Source organism: Ancylobacter aquaticus, assembly GCF_004339465.1.
GTDB lineage: Bacteria > Pseudomonadota > Alphaproteobacteria > Rhizobiales > Xanthobacteraceae > Ancylobacter > Ancylobacter aquaticus.
The window spans coordinates 605843-623763 of sequence record NZ_SMFY01000001.1 but is presented as its reverse complement, the minus strand read 5'-3'; the positions used below and the strand labels follow the sequence as shown (position 1 = coordinate 623763).

Below are 17921 nucleotides of genomic sequence, written 5' to 3'. Positions count from 1 at the left end.
ACCCAGGAGAAGACCCGCCGCAGGCGGCCATATGCCTTCGTATCGAGCACCGCCCGCCGCCGGTTAGGGGAAAGGATGCGCCTAACCCCCTGGGCCCCGGATCGCGCCATGCGGCGCGTCCGGGGAACAGGGTGCACACGCTGCCCCCCTCACCCCAACGCGGCGCCGTGCGGGACGCCGTGATGGTCGAGCAGCTCGCGCACCTTGGCCACCAGCTCGTCCTCGCCACAGGCGAACTGCGCCGGGCGGCTCTCGCGCCACTCGGCATTGTCGGTGATGGCGGCGGCGGCCTTGGCGCCCTCGATCAGATCCTTGATCTGCACCTGCCCGCTAGCCCGCTCATCCGAACCCTGGATGACCACGCAAGGCGAGTTGCGGCGGTCGGCATATTTGAACTGGTTGCCGAGGTTCTTCGGGTTGCCGAGATACATTTCGGCGCGGATGCCGGCCTGCCGCAATGTGCCGACGAGGCCCATATAATGCGCCGTCTGGTCGCGATCCATCACCACGACGACCACCGGGCCGAACTCCGGCGCGGCGTCCTGCTTCAGATAGGACAGCGCCGAGGCGAGGCGCGAGACGCCGATGGAAAAACCCGTAGCCGGCACAGCTTCCCCCCGGAAGCGCCCGACCAACCCATCATACCGCCCGCCGCCGCCAACGGAACCGAAGCGCACCGGGCGGCCCTTCTCGTCCTTCACCTCGAAGGTCAGCTCGGCCTCGAAGACCGGGCCCGTATAGTATTCAAGGCCACGGACGACGGAGGGATCGATGCGGATGCGGTTGGCGTAGCCGGCTGCGTTTACAAATTCCCGGATCTCATCAAGTTCCGCCTTTCCTGCGCGATAGGCGTCGTTCTCGGCAGCCTGGCCCGCTGCCGGATCGAGCGAAGCAAGCACGATCTCGATCTGCCCCTCATCCAGCCCCGCGCCTTTGGTGAAGTCGCCGCTCTTGGCCTCGGGGTTCTCCCAGCGGCCTTCGCCGAGCAGGTCGCGCACGCCTGAGATGCCCACCTTGTCGGACTTGTCGATGGCCCGCAGAACCGTTAGCCGGCGTCCGGCATTCTCGTCGCCGCCGAGGCCGATCGCCTCCAGCACGCCGTCGAGAACCTTGCGGTTATTGACCTTGATGACATAGTCGCCGCGCGCGATGCCCAGCGCTTCCAGCGTATCCGCCATCATCATGCAGAGCTCGGCATCCGCCGCGACAGTCGGCGCGCCCACCGTGTCGGCGTCGAACTGCATGAACTGGCGGAAGCGCCCCGGTCCGGGCTTCTCGTTGCGAAACACCCAGCCGGCGCGGTAGCTGCGGAAGGGTTTCGGCAGCTTGTCGAAATTCTCCGCGACATGGCGGGCGAGCGGCGCGGTCAAATCGTAGCGCAGCGACAGCCACTGCTCGTCATCGTCCTGGAAGGAGAACACGCCCTCATTCGGCCGGTCCTGGTCGGGCAGGAATTTCCCAAGCGCGTCGGTATATTCGATGAAGGGCGTCTCCAGCGCCTCGAAGCCATAGAGCTCATAGACCCTGCGGATGGTCTCCAGCATCGCCCGCGTCGGCACGAGCTCGCCCGGCCCGCGATCGGCAAAGCCGCGCGGCATGCGGGCGCGGAGCTTGGTGGGTTTGTCCTTGGCCATGGGCGCCGTCCTTCACGAGTGTCGGCGCGGGTTTAGAGGATGGGGCGCGTGGCGGCAATGCCGGGGCGGCGGAAGGGCATGGCCGAAGGGGTTTGGCGGGGGCCTCAGGCGGCGGCGCGCGGTGGAAGAGATGTGGCCGAAGGGTTTTTCCTGGGTCCCGGATCGGCGCTGCCTTTCAGGCAGCTGGTCCGGGAACAGAGATTGCCCGTGTCCCGGACCAGCCACGCCGCAGGCGGAGCGCCGATCCGGGACCCAGCAAAGGCTCTTCAGCCCAATCCCTTTTAATCGAACAGTTCCGCCACCGCCTCCTCGGCAATCGCGAAGCCGGTGGAAGCGCCGGTGCCGCTCGTCACCACCACGAGGCGGATATGGTCGTGCGGCCGGTCGATGAAGGCGAGCCGGTCGGGCGCCGAGGCATAGGTGCCGATCCAGCGCTCGGCGACAGGCGGCCGGCGGCCGAACAGGGCGGCGTATTCGTCGAGGATCAGCTCGTCGACGAAATCGGGCGCGAAGGGGTCCGGGGTCGCGCCATAATGATGGCTGTCGCCCACCACCAGCGACCCGTCGGCCGACTGCACCACGATGAGGTGTACGCCGTGCTTCAGGTGCTCGGCCTGCTCGGCCGCCAGCAGCCGCTTGAGCGCCTCCGCCTCGGGAAGTTCCGCATAGCCGAGATAGCGCCCGAGCGAGAGGTCGGTCATCACGGAGCCCGGCAGGGTGCCCAGCGCGGGGTCCTTCACCCGCAGCATGTGCAGCTTGCAGCGGGTGACGCCATAAGCCTTGAAACGGTCCTCGAACAGGGTGTGGAAATCGTCGCCCGGCGCCACCACGATGCGCGACGCCCTCACCTCGCCGGAGGAGGTGACGACCCGGCCCGGCTCCACCGCTGTGACCGCGCTCTCGCGGCGGAACTCCACGCCCTCGCTGGCCAGCCAGGCGGCAAGGCGGGGAATGGCGTCGCGCGATTCGACGCGCATGTCGTGCGGGCTCCACAGCCCGCCTGCGAGGTCGCCGGTGAGCGCCGGCAGCCGCTCGCGCGCCGCTTCGGCGGTGAGCATGTCGCAGCCCTCGCCCATTTCCGTGGCGCGGAACGCCTCCAGCACCGCCATCGCCTCGGGGCGCCGCACGGCCACCAGCAGGCCGCGATGCACCACTTCGATGCCAGCCTTCGGCGCCACCTCGGCCCAGATGTCGCGCGAGCGCATCGCCCGGCGCCAGCACGTCCCGCGCTGCTGGCCGGTGACGGTAATGAACCCGAAATTGCGCACCGAAGCGCCATTGGCCTGCGCGTCGCGGTCGATGAGAACCGTCTTCAGCCCGCGCCGCCGCGCCGCAATAGCGTGGCCGAGACCGACGACACCCGCGCCGACAATGGCGAGATCGAAACTGTCCGACATGAGAAGGGTCCGCGTGGAAGGGGATATCCGGGAAGCGGCCAAGCCTATAGCCGCTCCCGCCCGCCCGCGCCACGCGACCTTGTGCGCGCCGCCCGGCCCGGTTCAGTTCGCGGCGGCAGAATCGCTCAGCTTCAGGCCGATATCGGAGAGGTCGGCCCGCACCTTGCGGGCAACGCCGGCATCGGGAAAAAAGCGGCCGATCATGGCATCGGGCTCGCTCGCCCAGCCCGGCGCGATGGCGACCAGCTTGGCGACGTCGGCCCGCGCCTCGTCATCCTCGCCGGCGAGATGGCTGGCCAGCGCCCGCGCCAGCAGCCCCGGCGCGTAGCCCTCGCCCATCAAATGGTCCGCCGCGGCCGCCGCCGCCGGCACGTCGCCCCTGAGATAGGCGGCGATCACGCGGTGATAATCCACCCAGGGCGGCATGCCCGGCGCCGCATGGGCCGTCTGCGCCAGCATCGCCTCGCCGCGCGCGGTCTCCCCCAGGGCGATCAGCCGGCCACCGAAATCCGCCAGTATGTCGACATCATAGGGGTTGAGCTCCAGCGCGCTGGCCCCCGCCGCCAGCGTGGCCGCGCGCTCGCCGCGAAAGAAATGCACGTCCATCAGCACCCGGCGGGCGAAGGCGCTGGTCGGGGCCAGTTCCACCGCCTGTTCCGCTGCCGCCAGCGCGCGGTTGAGCGCCGGCGTCGCGGCACGCGAGGGGGCGCCGGCGCGGATCTCGTCGAGATGCAGTTCGGCCAGCAGCGCGTAGCCGAGCGCGAAGGTCCGGTCCGCCGCCACGGCCTTCTCCAGGCAGTCGCGCGCCTCGTCATGCTCGGCCGGCAGATAGGAGCGCCAGTAGGAATAGGCGATCAGCACGCAGCCATAGGGCCCCGCGATCGCCGGCCCGCCGGCGGCGGTGACGCGCGCCCGCGCCCGCGCCTGGATCACGCCATAGGGCTCGGCGATGGCCGCCATGATGTCCCGCACCAGGCCGATCTCCAGCGCCGTGGCGTCGCCGCCCCGGCGCAGGCTGTCGAATTCGCGCGACCAGACGATGGTGCCGTCGCACAGGTCGGAAAGGCGCAGCAGCACCGAGAGCGTGCCGTCATCATGGTTCTCCACCAGCCCACCCAGCGCGAAGGCGGAACTGGGGGAGGCATTCTCGCCCGAACAGCGCAAAGCCGGGCGCGCATCCGGGCTTGCGAGGACATCGAGAAGGTCGAAGCGGGCCAGCGCGTCGCGCACCCGCACCTCGATCGCCTCGGCGGTGAAATCGCCGCTGGTCACCCCGCCGCCACCCGCCGCACCGTCGCCGGACGAGGCCACCGGGCCGCCGGTCGATTCAAAGTCGCGCACCTCGATCATCGGGATACCGAGCCGGTTGGTGCGCTCCAGCGGCACCCATTGGGAGCCCGCCAGCACTCCCCGCAGCCCGAGCGGATCGAGGCTGCCGACCGCAAGGCCGGAGACGACAAGGGCCACGGCCACCAGAAGCACGCCCAGCGCCAGGCCGAGGCCCATGCGGCGCGGCGCGGCGGCCGGCCGCGTGGCAGCAAGAGAAGCGGCAGCAGAGGCAGGAAGCGGGTCGGCGCGCCGCTCATCGGGAGTGCCGCGCGAAGGGCCGTCCGGCGAAGGGGCGGCCTCCGCCGGGTCGGCCAGGGCTGCCGGCGCCTCGGCTGCCATCGCGGGAGCCGCCGGCCGGGGCAGGAAATGCGGGACATAGCTGCCCCGCGGAATGGCTATTTCGAGGCTGTCGCCAGCACCGGCGCCGGCGTAATAGCGCTCCAGCGCCCGCCGCAGCCGTGTCGCCTCCACCCGCACGATCGGGTCGGCTTGAGGATCGAAGGAGGGGTCGCGCCCCAGCGCCTCGACGGCGATGGTGTAGCCCTTGATCGCCTCGCGGCGCCCGTCAAGCGTCGCCTCGACCACGAAGCGCAGGATATTGGCCAGTTGCGGCGAGGAGCGCAGTTCTTCGGAGGCGAGCACATGCGACAGCGCCCCCCGCACCGCATCGGGGGAGGCGGCGTCGGTTCCGGGCGTCTCGACCGTCGTGCTCTCGGGCACCGCAACGTCCTAATCCTGCGCCGTCCCGGGCCCCACGCCCCGGACACGGCAGAAACGCTCTCATGTGGAAGGCGCGCCACACTCACGCAGCTGACGCAGCGTGAACACCCCTACCTCTGCCGGTCGTTGATGGCCGCGATGAGGCCGCCGGGTCAAGCCGGCCGGTGACGCGGCCGGCGCGGCAGAAGGGAAAGTGATCACATCATGATTATTTCTCGTGAGCGCATCCTGCTTACGTATTATACATGACTAAAAAAGCGCGGCTTGTCCCCTTCGCCGTATCAGCCGGAGTCATCCATGTCTGCTTACTCTTCCGCAGCCGCCAGCCCGAACGACCTCGAAGCCTTCTTCATGCCCTTCACGCCCAACCGGGCGTTCAAGGCGCGGCCGCGTATGCTCTCGCGGTCCAAGGACATGCACTACTACACGCCGGAAGGGCGCGCGGTGCTCGATGCCACCGCCGGCCTGTGGTGCGCCAATGCCGGCCACAACCGCGACCCCATCGTCGAGGCGATCCAGCACCAGGCGGCGGAGATGGATTTCGCCCCGCCCTTCCAGTATGGCCACCCCAAGGCCTTCGCCGTCGCCGCCCGCATCGCCGCGCTGGCGCCGGGCGATCTCGACCACGTCTTCCTGTGCAATTCCGGTTCGGAAGCGGGCGACAGCGCGCTGAAGATGGCGCTCGCCTACCACGCCATCACCGGCAACGCGACGCGCACCCGCCTCATCGGCCGCGAGCGCGGCTATCACGGCGTCGGCTTCGGCGGCATTTCGGTCGGCGGCATTTCGCCGAACCGCAAGCTGTTCGGCGCGCTGCTGCCCGGCATCGACCACCTGCCGCACACCTATAATCGCGAGAAGCAGGCCTTCTCCAAGGGTGAGCCGGAGTGGGGCGCCGAGCGCGCCGACGCGCTGGAAAGCCTCGTCGCCCTGCACGATGCCTCCACCATCGCCGCCGTCATCGTCGAGCCGATGGCCGGTTCCACCGGCGCCATTCCCGCCCCGGTCGGCTATCTCAAGCGCCTGCGCGAGCTCTGCGACAAATACGGCATCCTGCTGATCTTCGACGAGGTCATCACCGGCTTCGGCCGCCTCGGCTATGCCTTCGCCGCCGAGCGCTACGGCGTGGTGCCCGACATGATCACCTTCGCCAAGGGTGTCACCTCGGGCGCCGTGCCGATGGGCGGCGTGCTGGTGCGCAAGCACATTTACGACGCCTTCGTGAAGAGCGACGACCCGGTCATCGACCTGTTCCACGGCTACACCTATTCGGCGCATCCGCTGGCCTGCGCCGCCTCGCTCGCCACGCTCGACCTCTACCGCGAGGAAGGCCTGTTCGAGCGCGTGCGCGAGATCGAGCCGATCTGGGCCGACGCCTTCCACTCGCTGCGCTCCAAGCCCGGCGTGCTCGACATCCGCACCGTCGGCCTCGTCGGCGCGGTGGACTTCGAATCGCGGTCCGACGGCGTCGGCCGCCGCGCCTATGAGGGCATGGAGCGGCTGTTCCACGACGAAGGCATGATGGTGCGCACCGCCGGCGACACCTTCGCCGTAAGCCCGCCGCTCATCGTCAGCGAAAGCCAGATGGGCGAGATCGTCGAAAAACTCGGCCGCACGCTCGACGCGATTTTCTAAGCCGACGCGCCGCAGCACGACACTCCGGCAAGGGCGCCCTCAGGGGCGCCCTTTGCTTTTAGCGCTGGCGCTGTATAGCCCTGCGCCATGCCCGCTCCCCTCGCACCCCTGCCCATTGACGATGCGCTGCCGGAACTGACCGCCGCCCTGCGCGCGGGCAATGCCGCCGTGCTCGTTGCCCCGCCGGGTGCCGGCAAGACGACGCGGGTGCCGCTGGCGCTGCTCGGCGAGCCCTGGGTCGCGGGCCGCAAGATCCTGGTGCTGGAGCCGCGCCGCCTCGCCGCCCGCGCCGCCGCCACCCGCATGGCGCAGACGCTGGGCGAGGAGGCGGGCCAAACGGTCGGCTACCGCGCCCGCTTCGGCTCGAAAATCGGCCGCACCACACGCATCGAGGTCATCACCGAGGGCATCTTCACCCGCATGATGCTGGACGACCCGGAGCTTTCCGGCGTCGCCGCCGTGCTGTTCGACGAGTTCCACGAGCGCAGCCTCGACGCCGATCTCGGCCTCGCGCTCGCGCTCGACGCTCAAGGCGCGCTGCGCGAGGATCTGCGCCTGCTCGTCATGTCCGCGACGCTGGACGGCGCCCGCGTCGCCCGGCTGCTGGCGGGGGCGCCTGTGGTGGAAAGCCTCGGCCGCGCCTTCCCGGTCGAGACCCGCTATGCCGGCCGGGACCCGCGCGCGCCCATCGAGCGGCAGATGACGGAGGCCATTTCGCGCGCGCTGCGGGAGGAGAGCGGCTCCATCCTCGCCTTCCTGCCCGGCGCCGCCGAAATCCGCCGCACCGAGAGGTTTCTGCGCGAGGCGCTCCATGATCCCGCCCTCGACATCGCCCCGCTCTATGGCGCGCTCGCCCCCGCCGAGCAGGACCGCGCCATCGCCCCGGCGCCGCCCGGCCGGCGCAAGGTGGTGCTCGCCACCTCCATCGCCGAGACCAGCCTCACCATCGAGGGGGTGCGCGTCGTCATCGACAGCGGCCTCGCCCGCGTGCCGCGTTTTGAGCCCGGCGTCGGCCTCACCCGGCTGGAAACGGTGCGGGTGTCCCGCGCGGCGGCGGACCAGCGGCGCGGGCGGGCCGGGCGCACCGAGCCGGGCGTCTGCATCCGCCTGTGGAACGAGCCGGAAACCGCCAGCCTGCCCGCCTTCGCCACGCCGGAAATCCTCGCCGCCGACCTCTCCCGGCTGGTGCTCGATCTCACTGTGTGGGGCGCGCGCGATCCGGCCACCCTCGCCTTCCTCGACCCCCCGCCCCCCCCGGCGGTGAAGGAGGCGAAAGCGTTGCTCGGGGCGCTGGGCGCGCTCCACGCCGACGGGCAGGTGAGCCCGCTCGGCCGCGCCATGGGCCGCCTGCCGCTGGAACCGCGCCTCGCCCGCATGGTGATCGAAGGCGCACGGCGCGGCGCCGGGGAGGAGGCCGCGCGCATCGCCGCCCTCGTCTCCGAGCGGGGACTGGGCGGCGACGCGCCCGATCTCGCCCACCGGCTGATGGATTTTGCCCGCGACCGCTCCCGCCGCGCCGAGGAGGCCCGCCGGTTGGCGGAGCGCTGGGCCGGCGAGGCGGCGAGGCAGGTTCAGATCGAGGGCCCGCAACCAACGCCCGCCGTGCTGCTGGCGCTGGCCTTCCCCGACCGCATCGCGCGCGGGCGCGGCGATGGGCGACGCTTCGTGCTGGCGAACGGGCGCGGAGCGGCGCTGGACCCCGCCTCCCCGCTCGCCCGCGCCCGCTTTCTCGCCATCGCCGAACTCACCGGCACCGCCGACGAGGCCCGCATCCTGCTCGCCGCCGAGCTCACCGAGGCCGAGATCGAGGCCGAGTTCGGCACGGACATCACCGAGGGCGTGGAAACCGCCTTCGATTCCGCCGCCGGCGCCCTGCGCGCCCGCCATGTGCGCCGGCTCGGCGCGCTGGTGCTGGCCGAGCGCACCGCGCCGCTGAAGCCGGGGGAGGACACCGCCCGCGCGCTCGCCCACGCCGCCGCCGCGCGGGGGCTGGAGCGGCTGAACTGGTCCGACGCGCAGCGGCAATGGCTCGACCGCGCCCGCTTCCTCCACGCCAGCGCCCCCGATCTCTGGCCGGACCTGTCCTGGTCCGCCCTTGCCGCGACCGTCGAGGGCTGGCTGGCGTCGGCGCTGGGCGACGTCACTTCGCTCGGCGCGCTCGATACTGAGCGGCTCGGCCGGGCGCTCTCCACCCTGCTGCCGTGGGAGCTTTCCCGCCGCATGGAGACCGAGGCCCCCACCCATATGGAGGTGCCGACCGGCTCGCGCCTGCCCATCGACTACGGCACTGACGGCGGCCCGACCCTGCATGTGCGGGTGCAGGAACTGTTCGGCCTCACCACGCATCCGTCCATTGCCGGCGGGCGGGTGCCGCTGGTCCTGTCGCTGCTTTCCCCCGCGCACCGGCCGATCCAGCTCACCCGCGACCTGCCCGCCTTCTGGGCCGGCTCATGGCGGGATGTTCGGGCCGACATGCGCGGGCGCTATCCCCGCCATCCCTGGCCGGAAGACCCGGCCCATGCCGAGCCCACAAGGCGCGCCAAGCCCCGCAGCTGAGCGCGGGCGCCCCCCGCCAAAAGACCGTCACGTCTTTCCCGCCTGGTGCCCGCCACGTCGTGGAGGACCGGGCCAAGCGCGGCCATGACGGCTTTTGCCTACCCATAGCTGACGCTCCGCCCCACGTCGCGGTTGCAAAGTATTAACCATCCCCCAGCGGCAAACATTAACCACGGAGCAAGAGCACGCGCGGTTGGCGCTGGTTTTAACGCACGGTCAAGATGTGGGGCGCAAGCTGTCCTCATAACAAGATCTGTCCCAAGACAGATGTCATGCGGATGAATTCAAGCAGAGACAGGTCCATGCGCGAAATGGTGGAACGGGAAATGGTCGGGCAGTCGATGGCATCGCGCCGCCGCACCGCCGTCGCACGCCGGTCCCACGGCACTGGCCTCGAATACGGCCTCATCGCCGCGGCGCTGGCCGTTGCCATCGTCACCGTCGTTGTCGGCGTCGGCACCCGCTATGGCGGGCTGCCGGCGTCCACCTCCGCTCTCTCGGTCGACGCCGCGGTGCGCTGAGCCGCGCGGCGCCACGTTTGCCGCCCGGCGCGGGTCAGCCCAGCAACGGCGCCCGGCGCCGCGGCACGACGGCGCGCTGCACCAGCAGCTTGTCGACACGTCTTCCGTCCATGTCGACCACCTCGAAGCGCCAGCCCATCGTCTCGAACACGGCGCCTTCCTGCGGCAGCGCCTTGAGCTCGTGCAGCACCAGCCCGGCGGCGGTGTGGAAGCCGGCATCCTGGGGGATGCGGATGCCCAGCACCTCGGAGAGTTCGTCCAGCGGGGTCGAGCCGGCGACCAAATAGCTCCCATCCGCCCGTTCCACCACATCCGGCTTGGCCACGCCCGCCTCGTCCAGCACCACCGTGCCGGCGATGGCGTCCAGCAGGTCGGCGGGGGTGAGGATGCCGACCATGGAGCCATATTCGTCCACCACCAGCGCCAGCGGCGAATCCGCGTGGCGCAGCGACTTCATCGCGTCGAGCGCCCCGGCGGTCTCCACCATCACCACCGCCGGCTTGACGAAGCGGCGCGGGTCGGGGGTTTCGCCGTCGAGATAGGCTTCGAGCAAATCGCGGATGTCGATGACGCCGACGCTCTCCTCCGGCGTGCCCTCGCAGGCCGGCATGCGGGTGTGGCGCGTCTCGCGGATCGTCTGGCGCACCGCGTCGGGCTCGTCGGTCAGGTCGATCCAGTCCACATCGGTGCGCGGCGTCATCACCGCCCGCACCGGCCGGTCGGCGAGGCGCATCACCCCGGCGATCATCTTGCGCTCGTCCGGGTCGATCACGCCGGCGGTCTCCGCCTCCATCACGATGGCGCGGATTTCCTCGTCGGTCACATTGTTCTCGTCGCTGGTGCCGTGCTCGCCCAGCAGGCGCAGCACGACGCGCGAGGAAATGTCGAGCAGCCACACGGCGGGCGCACCGATGCGCGCCAGCATCACCATCCCGGGCGCGACCAGGCTGGCGAGCTTTTCCGGGCTGCGCAGCGCCAGCCGCTTGGGAATCAGCTCGCCGATGATCAGCGAGACATAGGTGATCGCCGCCACCACGAGCGAATAGCCGAGGCCGCCGGCGAGACCGGGCGAGACACCTTGCGCCTGCAGCCATTCGCCCATCATGCCGCCCAGCGTGGCGCCGGAGAAGGCGCCGGCCAGAATGCCGATCAGGGTGATGCCGATCTGCACCGTGGAGAGGAAGCGTCCGGGGTCGGCGGCCAGTTGCAGCGCCATGCGGGCGCCGCGCGAGCCATTATCGGCCAGGGAGCGCAGGCGGGCCGGGCGGGCGGACACGACGGAAAGCTCGGCCATGGCGAGCACGCCATTGATCAGGACGAGCAGGACGACGACGGCGATTTCAAAAAGGGGCATTGGCTCGGGGTTGGCAATCAGGGATAGCCAACATCTAGCACGGCCGGCGCCATTCGCCATGCCGGCGCTGTCGCACCCTGTTTGACGCCTGCCGCGCGGGCGCCTAGAAGCGCCGGAACCTCTCCTTGCCGCCGGCGGAACCGCAATGTCCTTCAACAGTTTCGGCCATCTTTTCCGGGTCACCACCTTCGGCGAGAGCCATGGGCCCGCCATTGGCGGGGTGATCGACGGCTGCCCGCCCGGCATCCACTTCCGGCTCGACGAAGTCCAGGCGGCGCTCGACCGCCGCCGCCCCGGCCAGTCGCGCTTCACCACCCAGCGCCGCGAGCCGGACGAAGTGAAGATCCTCTCCGGCACGCTGGCGCAGGAGGACGGCACGCTCATTTCCACCGGCACGCCGATCGCGTTCCTGATCGAGAATGTCGACCAGCGCTCCAAGGACTATTCGGCGATTTCCGAGAGCTACCGCCCCGGCCATGCCGATTACGCCTATGACGTGAAATACGGCCTGCGCGACCATCGCGGCGGCGGGCGCTCCTCGGCGCGCGAGACGGCGGTGCGCGTCGCTGCCGGCGCCGTCGCGGCGAAGGTTCTGCCCGGCGTCACCATCACCGGCGCGCTGGTGCAGATGGGCGAGATCGGCATCGACCGCGCCAACTGGGACGACGCGGAGATCGGCCGCAACCCGTTCTTCTGCCCGGACGCGCAGGCGGCCGCGCGCATGGCGGACTATCTCGACGGCATCCGCAAGTCTGGCTCCTCGGTCGGCGCGGTGATCGAGGTGGTGGCCGAGGGCGTGCCGCCGGGCCTCGGCGCGCCGCTCTACGGCAAGCTCGACGCCGATCTGGCGGCCGCGCTGATGAGCATCAACGCGGTCAAGGGCGTGGAAATCGGCGAGGGCTTCGCCAGCGCCACCCTCACCGGCGAAAACAACGCCGACGAGATGCGGATGGGCAATGACGGCCGCCCCGTCTTCCTCGCCAACCATGCCGGCGGCGTGCTCGGCGGCATTTCCACCGGCCAGCCGGTCGTCGTCCGCTTCGCGGTGAAGCCGACCTCCTCCATCCTCACGCCCCGCCATACGGTGACGCGCCACGGCGAGAATGCCGAGATCGTCACCAAGGGCCGGCACGACCCCTGCGTCGGCATCCGCGCCGTGCCGGTGGGCGAGGCGATGGTCGCCTGCGTGCTCGCCGACCATTTCCTGCGCCATCGCGGGCAGGTCGGCACGCCGCCCGCCTGGCCGCTCCCGCGCTGAGGCTGGCACGACCGGCTGGAGCGGCGCGAAGGGGCCGGCATCACTCCGACTTACGTGGAGAGGCAGGCGGGGACGAAAATACCTGTCCTATTTTGTGCTTACCGTGGCCATGCCATACTTTCTCTTCGGTTTCCTTGGAGGCAGTGGGGCATGTATCTTCCGGAACCGCCCGGTGCGAACAGGCCGTCGTTGCTGTATTTTTGCGACGAATCTCACATACGTACATTTGCGTGGATGGGCATAGGCGGGCTTGCCGTTGCACCAGCGCCCGCCGCTGAAATCGCGAAGGAGATGGAGCGCCTGAAGCATAATCGGCGGGTTTCGCCGCACTCCGAGATCAAGTGGACTAAAGCAAAATCAAAACCTGATATCTGCCGCGACTATCTGGATTTGATGGAAAGTCTAATCGTAGAGAACCATGTTCATTTTCATGTGCGGTTCTCTCCGTTCCAAGAATACGATCACAAGGCTAGCGGCAACCGAAAAGAGACAGATACCGTCAGTAAAGCCTATTACCAACTCTTGGTACATCGCGCCGGACGGTTTTATGGAAGCCAGGCCAAAATACTTGTCCGACCAGACGCGGGCGACTGCACATCGAACCTTCCAAAGCTAATGACAGCCGTTAATGCCGAGGTGCGCCTTAAATACCGGGTCCCACACGATGCGATCACCCATATCCAAGCTAGGAATTCTGAAGACGACCCGATGCTTCAGCTATTGGATGTATCGCTAGGCGCGCTTACCTCTGCAAGAAATGGCGGCCACCTAAACGGCGAGTTGTCGGCGATTAAAACCGAACTGGCCGCCTATGCGGCGGCTAAACTACCGGTCGCCATCGACCATAATCACGCCCCGCGGCACAGGCGATTCAGCCTTTGGAACGTGACCCCCAAATGGAAGAAGGGCGCGGTCCCAACGCGCTAGGGCCGGCTAGGCCCACTCCGAAGCTTACCCTCAGGTATTCGCACGTTGAGACAATCTCAACATAGACGAGTAAAGGAAAAAATTCAAGCATCATTCCAGATTCTCGCAGCGATATCGTCGCTGCATGACCCTCGAAAATCGCCTTGGCCTCGTCCGAACCGAATTCGCGCGCGACGCGCCACGGCGATAATGTAGAGATCGCAATAAACAACCCGCACGATCCCGGATCGGCTGAACGACCGTCCGGGATGACGACGCAGGACCGTCAAAGGAATAAAATCCTAGACACGCCTCCCTTTCTCTGCCATCCTTGCTCCACCTCATCCCGACGAAGGGGCGCAACCGGAGCGACCGGTTCGCGCGGGATGGGGGGTGGTGGCCGTGCGGCGGGACTAACGCACCCTGGCGCCCGGCGGCCCAAGCCATGCGTCCCCGGCCGGTCTTCCCACCGGCCACGGGGCGAAGCGCGTCGTCCGTCCGATAAGGGCGAGCCGGCGCGTGAAGCACCCCACAGGGGAGGATAGAAAGTGACAGTCCTCCCGGGCGCGCATGGAGCAAGCCTAGAAACACCGCGTTGCGGGGCGCCGGAGACGGCGCGTCGGACGGTTGACGACCAGCTTGCACCACTCTTCACACACGGTGCAGGCGACCGCCGGGGCTTCCGTCCCGGCGCCCCGCACGCCCTTTCAGAAGGGCGGAAGGCGACGTGCCGGCCCGCAGCTCCGCGTCCGAACGGGCGACGGGGCGCTTCAGCGTGCGCGCTCGGGACGGCGGATCGGTCCACGCGAAGAATTCAGTATTACTGAAACATCCGCGAATTTTCATTGCCACCTAACGATGGCAGTCCTATCGTTTCGCGATGAAACTCGCGGACTGGCTCACCACATCAGGCACGACCCGCAGCGCCTTCGCGCGCGCCGTCGGCCTGTCGCCGGCCAGCATCACCGCGCTGTGCAAGGACGAACAGGCCTGGATCTCGCGGGAAGCGGGCGGGCGCATCGCCGCCGCCACCGGCGGCGCGGTGACGCCGAACGATTTCCTCGGGCTCGCGAGCGTGGAGGCGATATTCATGACCGACAATCTGCAGGCCCGCGTCGAAGCGGCGATCGAAGCCTTCGCCCGGGGCGAGATGCTCGTCGTCACCGATGATGACGACCGCGAGAACGAGGGCGACCTCATCGTCGCCGCCCAGTTCGCCACCCCCGAGAAGCTCGCCTTCATCGTCCGCCACACCTCGGGCATCGTCTGCACCCCGCTCACCGCCGAGCACGCCAAGCGGCTGCGGCTCAACCCGATGGTGACGGACAACGACGCCCCGCACGCCACCGCCTTCACCATCTCGGTGGACTATCGCCACGGCACCACAACAGGCATTTCCGCCGAGGACCGCACCGCCACCGTGCGCGGCCTCGCCAATCCCAATGCCGGCGCGGTGGATTTCGTGCGGCCGGGGCACATTTTCCCGCTCATCGCCAAGGAAGGCGGCGTGCTCATGCGCTCGGGCCACACCGAAGCGGCGGTGGATCTCTGCCGGCTCGCCGCGCTGGAGCCGGTGGGCGTCATCTGCGAACTGGTGAACGACGACGGCACGGTGATGCGGGGGCCGAAAGTCACCGAGTTCGCCAGCACGCACAAGCTCGCCCGGATTTCGGTCGCCGACCTCATCGCCTATCGCCAGCTGCGCGAGAAGCTGGTCAGTCGCACCGCCGAATTCGCCGCTCCCACCGTGGTCGGCGAGATGCACGCCATTTCCTATGTCACGCCCTTCGAGCCGGTGAACCACATCGCGCTCGTCCACGGCAAGATCGGCGATGGCCGCGACGTTCTGGTGCGCCTGCACCGCGCCGACCCCATCGGCGACGTGTTCACCGGCGGCAAGGCGATCCGCGCCTCGCTGGAGCGCATCAAGGCGGAAGGGCGCGGCGTGCTGGTCTATCTGCGCGACGGCACCACCGGGGTGCCGGTCTCCACCATGGGCGACGAGGAGCGGATCGAGAGCGCCAAGATGCGCGACCAGAACTGGCGCGAGGTCGGGCTCGGGGCGCAGATCCTGCGCGATCTCGGAATCTCCTCCATCCGCCTGCTCGCCTCCCGCGCCCGCACCTATGTCGGCGTCGCCGGCTTCGGCATCGAGATTACCGGCACCGAAACGCTGGACGTCTGACCCCCGGCGCACCCGCTCCTACCCCGGTAGCGTCCGCTCACGCGAACGGCATCGGGGGCGGGCAAGTGCCTGCACTTTCGGCTTCTGGCCCCCTCCCCCTCGTGTCACCATGAGGGCGACGGTTCTCTGACACGTCGAGATTCCGTCGCCGACGGAGGTCGCGATGCCGTGCGTGCGTGCCGCTTTCGCCCTGTTCGCCGCTTTGTGCAGCCTGACGGCAGCGGGCGGCGCCCGCGCCGATGACATCGTCGATGTCGAACTGGTGCTGGCGGTCGACGTGTCCTATTCGATGGACCTCGACGAGCTCGCCCTGCAGCGCGAGGGCTACATGCAGGCCGTCACCTCGCCGGAATTCCTCAACGCGCTGCGGCTCGGCCCCAATGGCCGCATCGCCATCGCCTATGTCGAATGGGCGGGCTCGGACGAGCAGAAGCTGGTGGTCGACTGGACGCTGGTGGGAAGCGCGAGCGAGGCGCGCGCCTTCGCCGCCGCGATCGGGGAGGCGCCGCTGCGCCGGGTCTACCGCACCTCGATTTCAAGCGCCATGAACTTCAGCGCCGACCTGATCGAGGGCAACGGCATTCGCGGCCTGCGGCGGGTGATCGATATTTCCGGCGACGGCACCAACAATCAGGGCCCGCTGGTAGACGTGACGCGCGACGCCATCACGGCGCGCGGCATCACCATCAACGGCCTGCCACTGATGCTCAAGCAGGCCACCGGCTCGCTGCTCGATATTGGCGACCTCGACATCTATTACGAGGACTGCGTCATCGGCGGCCCCGGCGCCTTCGTCATTCCGGTGCGCGGGCCGCATCAATTCGCCGACGCCATCAAGACCAAGCTGGTGCTGGAGATCGCCGGCGTCACGCCGCCGAAGAAAACGCTCATCCGCCCCGCCTCCGCGACCGAGCCCCGCGTCTCCTGCTCCATCGGCGAGCGCATGTGGATGGAGCGCTGGGGCAACTGAGAGCGCCGGTTCAGCGCCGGAACACCCCCACCAGCTCGACATGCGCGGAATAAAGGAACTGGTCGACCGGGGTGACGCGCTCCAGCCGGTAGCCGCCCTCGATCAGTATCTGCGCGTCGCGGGCGAAGGTGGTGACGTCACAGGACACGCCGATGACTAGCGGCACTGCGCTCGCCGCCAGCTGGCGGGCCTGCGCCTCCGCGCCTTGGCGCGGCGGGTCGAACACCGCAACGTCGACGCCCTTCATCTCCTGCGCCAGCAGGGGCCGGCGAAACAGGTCCCGCACTTCGCCCGTCACCGGCTTCAGCCCCGCCACGCCGCGCACTGCCTTGTTCAGCGCCTCGATGGCGGGGGCGGAGGATTCATAGGCCGTCACCCGTGCCCGCTCGGCGAGGCGCAGGGTGAAAGTGCCGACGCCGGAAAACAGATCCACCGCCCGCACCACGCCGCGCGCGCGCTCTTCCAGCGCCTCCATCACCAGCCGCGCCAGCGCCGCCTCGCCCGCCGCCGTCGCCTGCAGGAACGAGCCGGGCGGCAGCGCCACCCGCGCGCGGCCCATGGTGAGCAGCGGCGGCTCGCGCTGGAGCACCAGCTCGCCATGCCGGGTGAGCCGCGCCAGCCGGTGCTCGCCGGCGATCTCAGCCAGGGCGGCGACGCGGTTCGGCTTCAGCGGGCCGCTGCCGCGCACATCCATGTCGAGCCCGGTCTCGGTCGCCGTCACCTGGATGTCGAGCGGCTTGGCGATCGGCACCAGTTCCTGCGCCACTGCCCAGGCGGCCTTGAGCGCGCCATCGAGGCCGGGGGCGAGGATTGGGCAGGCGTCGATCGCCACCACCGCATGGCTGCGCCGCCCGGCGAAGCCGACCGCGAGCACGTCGCGCCCTTTGGGTGCGCTGCCTCCTGTACCGCGCGCATGAAACGTGGCCCGCCGGCGGCCCTCGCCATGCGCCGGCAGAAGCGGAGCAACCTCCGTCTCCAGGCCGGCCCGCGCCAGCGCTTCGACCACGAGCGCGCGCTTCCACGCCTCATAGGGCGCCGGCGCCCAGTGCTGGAGCGCGCAGCCGCCACACGGGCCAAAATGCGGGCAGATCGGTTTCACCCTTTCCGGGCTCGGCGCGAGCACCGCGAGCAGCCGCGCCCGGTCATGCTCGCGCTCCACCTCCACCGCCTCGCCGGGCAGCGTGAGCGGCACGAAGACGGAACCCTCCGGCGTGTCGGCAATGCCGTCGCCCCGGTGGCCGATCCGCGCAACATCGAGCTTGGTCACGCTCATACGGGCTTCACCTCTGTCATCATCCATAAGTTATAATGTATTTACGAAAAAATAATTGGGTTCACATACCCGAAAACTAGAGACTCCATGCTTACTTCAATAATTTACGCTAATGTCGGCGCCGCTGATTCCATTTTTCAAGTTGGACAGCCGCCTTTACTTCGCACATGCACATAATAATAA

General features: G+C 69.1%; 12 protein-coding genes. 7 read left to right on the top strand and 5 right to left on the bottom strand.

What is annotated here, in order from left to right; genetic code table 11:
* Window positions 1–149: 149 nt before the first annotated feature.
* The 3 genes from hisS to EV667_RS02870 form a co-directional block, all read right to left on the bottom strand.
* Window positions 150–1634 carry a histidine--tRNA ligase gene (gene hisS, locus EV667_RS02880; RefSeq protein WP_131833815.1) on the bottom strand — a complete coding sequence of 495 codons (1485 nt, stop codon included), beginning with the start codon at window positions 1632–1634 and terminating at the stop codon, window positions 150–152.
* 281 nt (window positions 1635–1915) lie between these two features.
* The gene (locus EV667_RS02875; RefSeq protein ID WP_131833814.1) at window positions 1916–3031 is read right to left on the bottom strand and encodes a TIGR03364 family FAD-dependent oxidoreductase; all 1116 of its coding nucleotides are present in this window, start codon (window positions 3029–3031) and stop codon (window positions 1916–1918) included.
* Window positions 3032–3133: 102 nt separating this feature from the next.
* Entirely contained in the window at window positions 3134–5080 is a 1947-nt protein-coding gene (locus EV667_RS02870; protein ID WP_131833813.1) for a tetratricopeptide repeat protein, read from the bottom strand.
* Window positions 5081–5377: 297 nt separating this feature from the next.
* Between EV667_RS02870 and aptA the strand changes: the two genes are divergently transcribed.
* The 3 genes from aptA (at window position 5378) to EV667_RS02855 (ending at window position 9792) form a co-directional block, all read left to right on the top strand.
* Window positions 5378–6715, top strand: a complete 1338-nt coding sequence (gene aptA, locus EV667_RS02865; protein ID WP_131833812.1) for an omega-aminotransferase AptA — start codon at window positions 5378–5380, stop codon at window positions 6713–6715.
* 87 nt (window positions 6716–6802) lie between these two features.
* The gene (hrpB, locus tag EV667_RS02860; protein ID WP_131833811.1) at window positions 6803–9271 is read left to right on the top strand and encodes an ATP-dependent helicase HrpB; all 2469 of its coding nucleotides are present in this window, start codon (window positions 6803–6805) and stop codon (window positions 9269–9271) included.
* A 302-nt stretch (window positions 9272–9573) separates the two neighbouring features.
* The gene (locus EV667_RS02855) at window positions 9574–9792 is read left to right on the top strand and encodes a hypothetical protein (RefSeq protein ID WP_131833810.1); all 219 of its coding nucleotides are present in this window, start codon (window positions 9574–9576) and stop codon (window positions 9790–9792) included.
* A gap of 34 nt (window positions 9793–9826) precedes the next feature.
* Here the strand turns inward: EV667_RS02855 and EV667_RS02850 are convergent, their stop codons facing one another.
* Complete coding sequence (locus EV667_RS02850; protein WP_131833809.1) at window positions 9827–11146, bottom strand: hemolysin family protein; 1320 nt, start codon at window positions 11144–11146, stop codon at window positions 9827–9829.
* A gap of 145 nt (window positions 11147–11291) precedes the next feature.
* On the opposite strand from EV667_RS02850, the gene aroC reads away from it, so the two are divergent.
* The 4 genes from aroC to EV667_RS02830 all read left to right on the top strand — a co-directional run bounded on the left by aroC (window position 11292) and on the right by EV667_RS02830 (window position 16465).
* Complete coding sequence (aroC, locus tag EV667_RS02845) at window positions 11292–12404, top strand: chorismate synthase (protein WP_131833808.1); 1113 nt, start codon at window positions 11292–11294, stop codon at window positions 12402–12404.
* A gap of 150 nt (window positions 12405–12554) precedes the next feature.
* Window positions 12555–13331 carry a DUF3800 domain-containing protein gene (locus EV667_RS02840; RefSeq protein ID WP_131833807.1) on the top strand — a complete coding sequence of 259 codons (777 nt, stop codon included), beginning with the start codon at window positions 12555–12557 and terminating at the stop codon, window positions 13329–13331.
* An 859-nt stretch (window positions 13332–14190) separates the two neighbouring features.
* Window positions 14191–15495, top strand: a complete 1305-nt coding sequence (ribB, locus tag EV667_RS02835; protein WP_131833806.1) for a 3,4-dihydroxy-2-butanone-4-phosphate synthase — start codon at window positions 14191–14193, stop codon at window positions 15493–15495.
* Window positions 15496–15658: 163 nt separating this feature from the next.
* The gene (locus EV667_RS02830; protein WP_131833805.1) at window positions 15659–16465 is read left to right on the top strand and encodes a DUF1194 domain-containing protein; all 807 of its coding nucleotides are present in this window, start codon (window positions 15659–15661) and stop codon (window positions 16463–16465) included.
* A 10-nt stretch (window positions 16466–16475) separates the two neighbouring features.
* Here the strand turns inward: EV667_RS02830 and EV667_RS02825 are convergent, their stop codons facing one another.
* Window positions 16476–17738: a class I SAM-dependent RNA methyltransferase gene (locus tag EV667_RS02825; RefSeq protein ID WP_131833804.1), complete on the bottom strand. Its 1263-nt coding sequence runs from the start codon at window positions 17736–17738 to the stop codon at window positions 16476–16478.
* Window positions 17739–17921 lie beyond the last annotated feature (183 nt).

Excerpts from the sequence above, each read along its gene's own strand:
- hisS (WP_131833815.1), bottom strand. The coding sequence starts at position 1,634 with ATGGCCAAGGACAAACCCACCAAGCTCCGCGCCCGCATGCCGCGCGGC.
- EV667_RS02875 (WP_131833814.1), bottom strand. The coding sequence starts at position 3,031 with ATGTCGGACAGTTTCGATCTCGCCATTGTCGGCGCGGGTGTCGTCGGT.
- aptA (WP_131833812.1), top strand. The coding sequence starts at position 5,378 with ATGTCTGCTTACTCTTCCGCAGCCGCCAGCCCGAACGACCTCGAAGCC.
- hrpB (WP_131833811.1), top strand. The coding sequence starts at position 6,803 with ATGCCCGCTCCCCTCGCACCCCTGCCCATTGACGATGCGCTGCCGGAA.
- EV667_RS02855 (WP_131833810.1), top strand. The coding sequence starts at position 9,574 with ATGCGCGAAATGGTGGAACGGGAAATGGTCGGGCAGTCGATGGCATCG.
- EV667_RS02850 (WP_131833809.1), bottom strand. The coding sequence starts at position 11,146 with ATGCCCCTTTTTGAAATCGCCGTCGTCGTCCTGCTCGTCCTGATCAAT.
- aroC (WP_131833808.1), top strand. The coding sequence starts at position 11,292 with ATGTCCTTCAACAGTTTCGGCCATCTTTTCCGGGTCACCACCTTCGGC.
- EV667_RS02840 (WP_131833807.1), top strand. The coding sequence starts at position 12,555 with ATGTATCTTCCGGAACCGCCCGGTGCGAACAGGCCGTCGTTGCTGTAT.
- ribB (WP_131833806.1), top strand. The coding sequence starts at position 14,191 with ATGAAACTCGCGGACTGGCTCACCACATCAGGCACGACCCGCAGCGCC.
- EV667_RS02830 (WP_131833805.1), top strand. The coding sequence starts at position 15,659 with ATGCCGTGCGTGCGTGCCGCTTTCGCCCTGTTCGCCGCTTTGTGCAGC.
- EV667_RS02825 (WP_131833804.1), bottom strand. The coding sequence starts at position 17,738 with ATGAGCGTGACCAAGCTCGATGTTGCGCGGATCGGCCACCGGGGCGAC.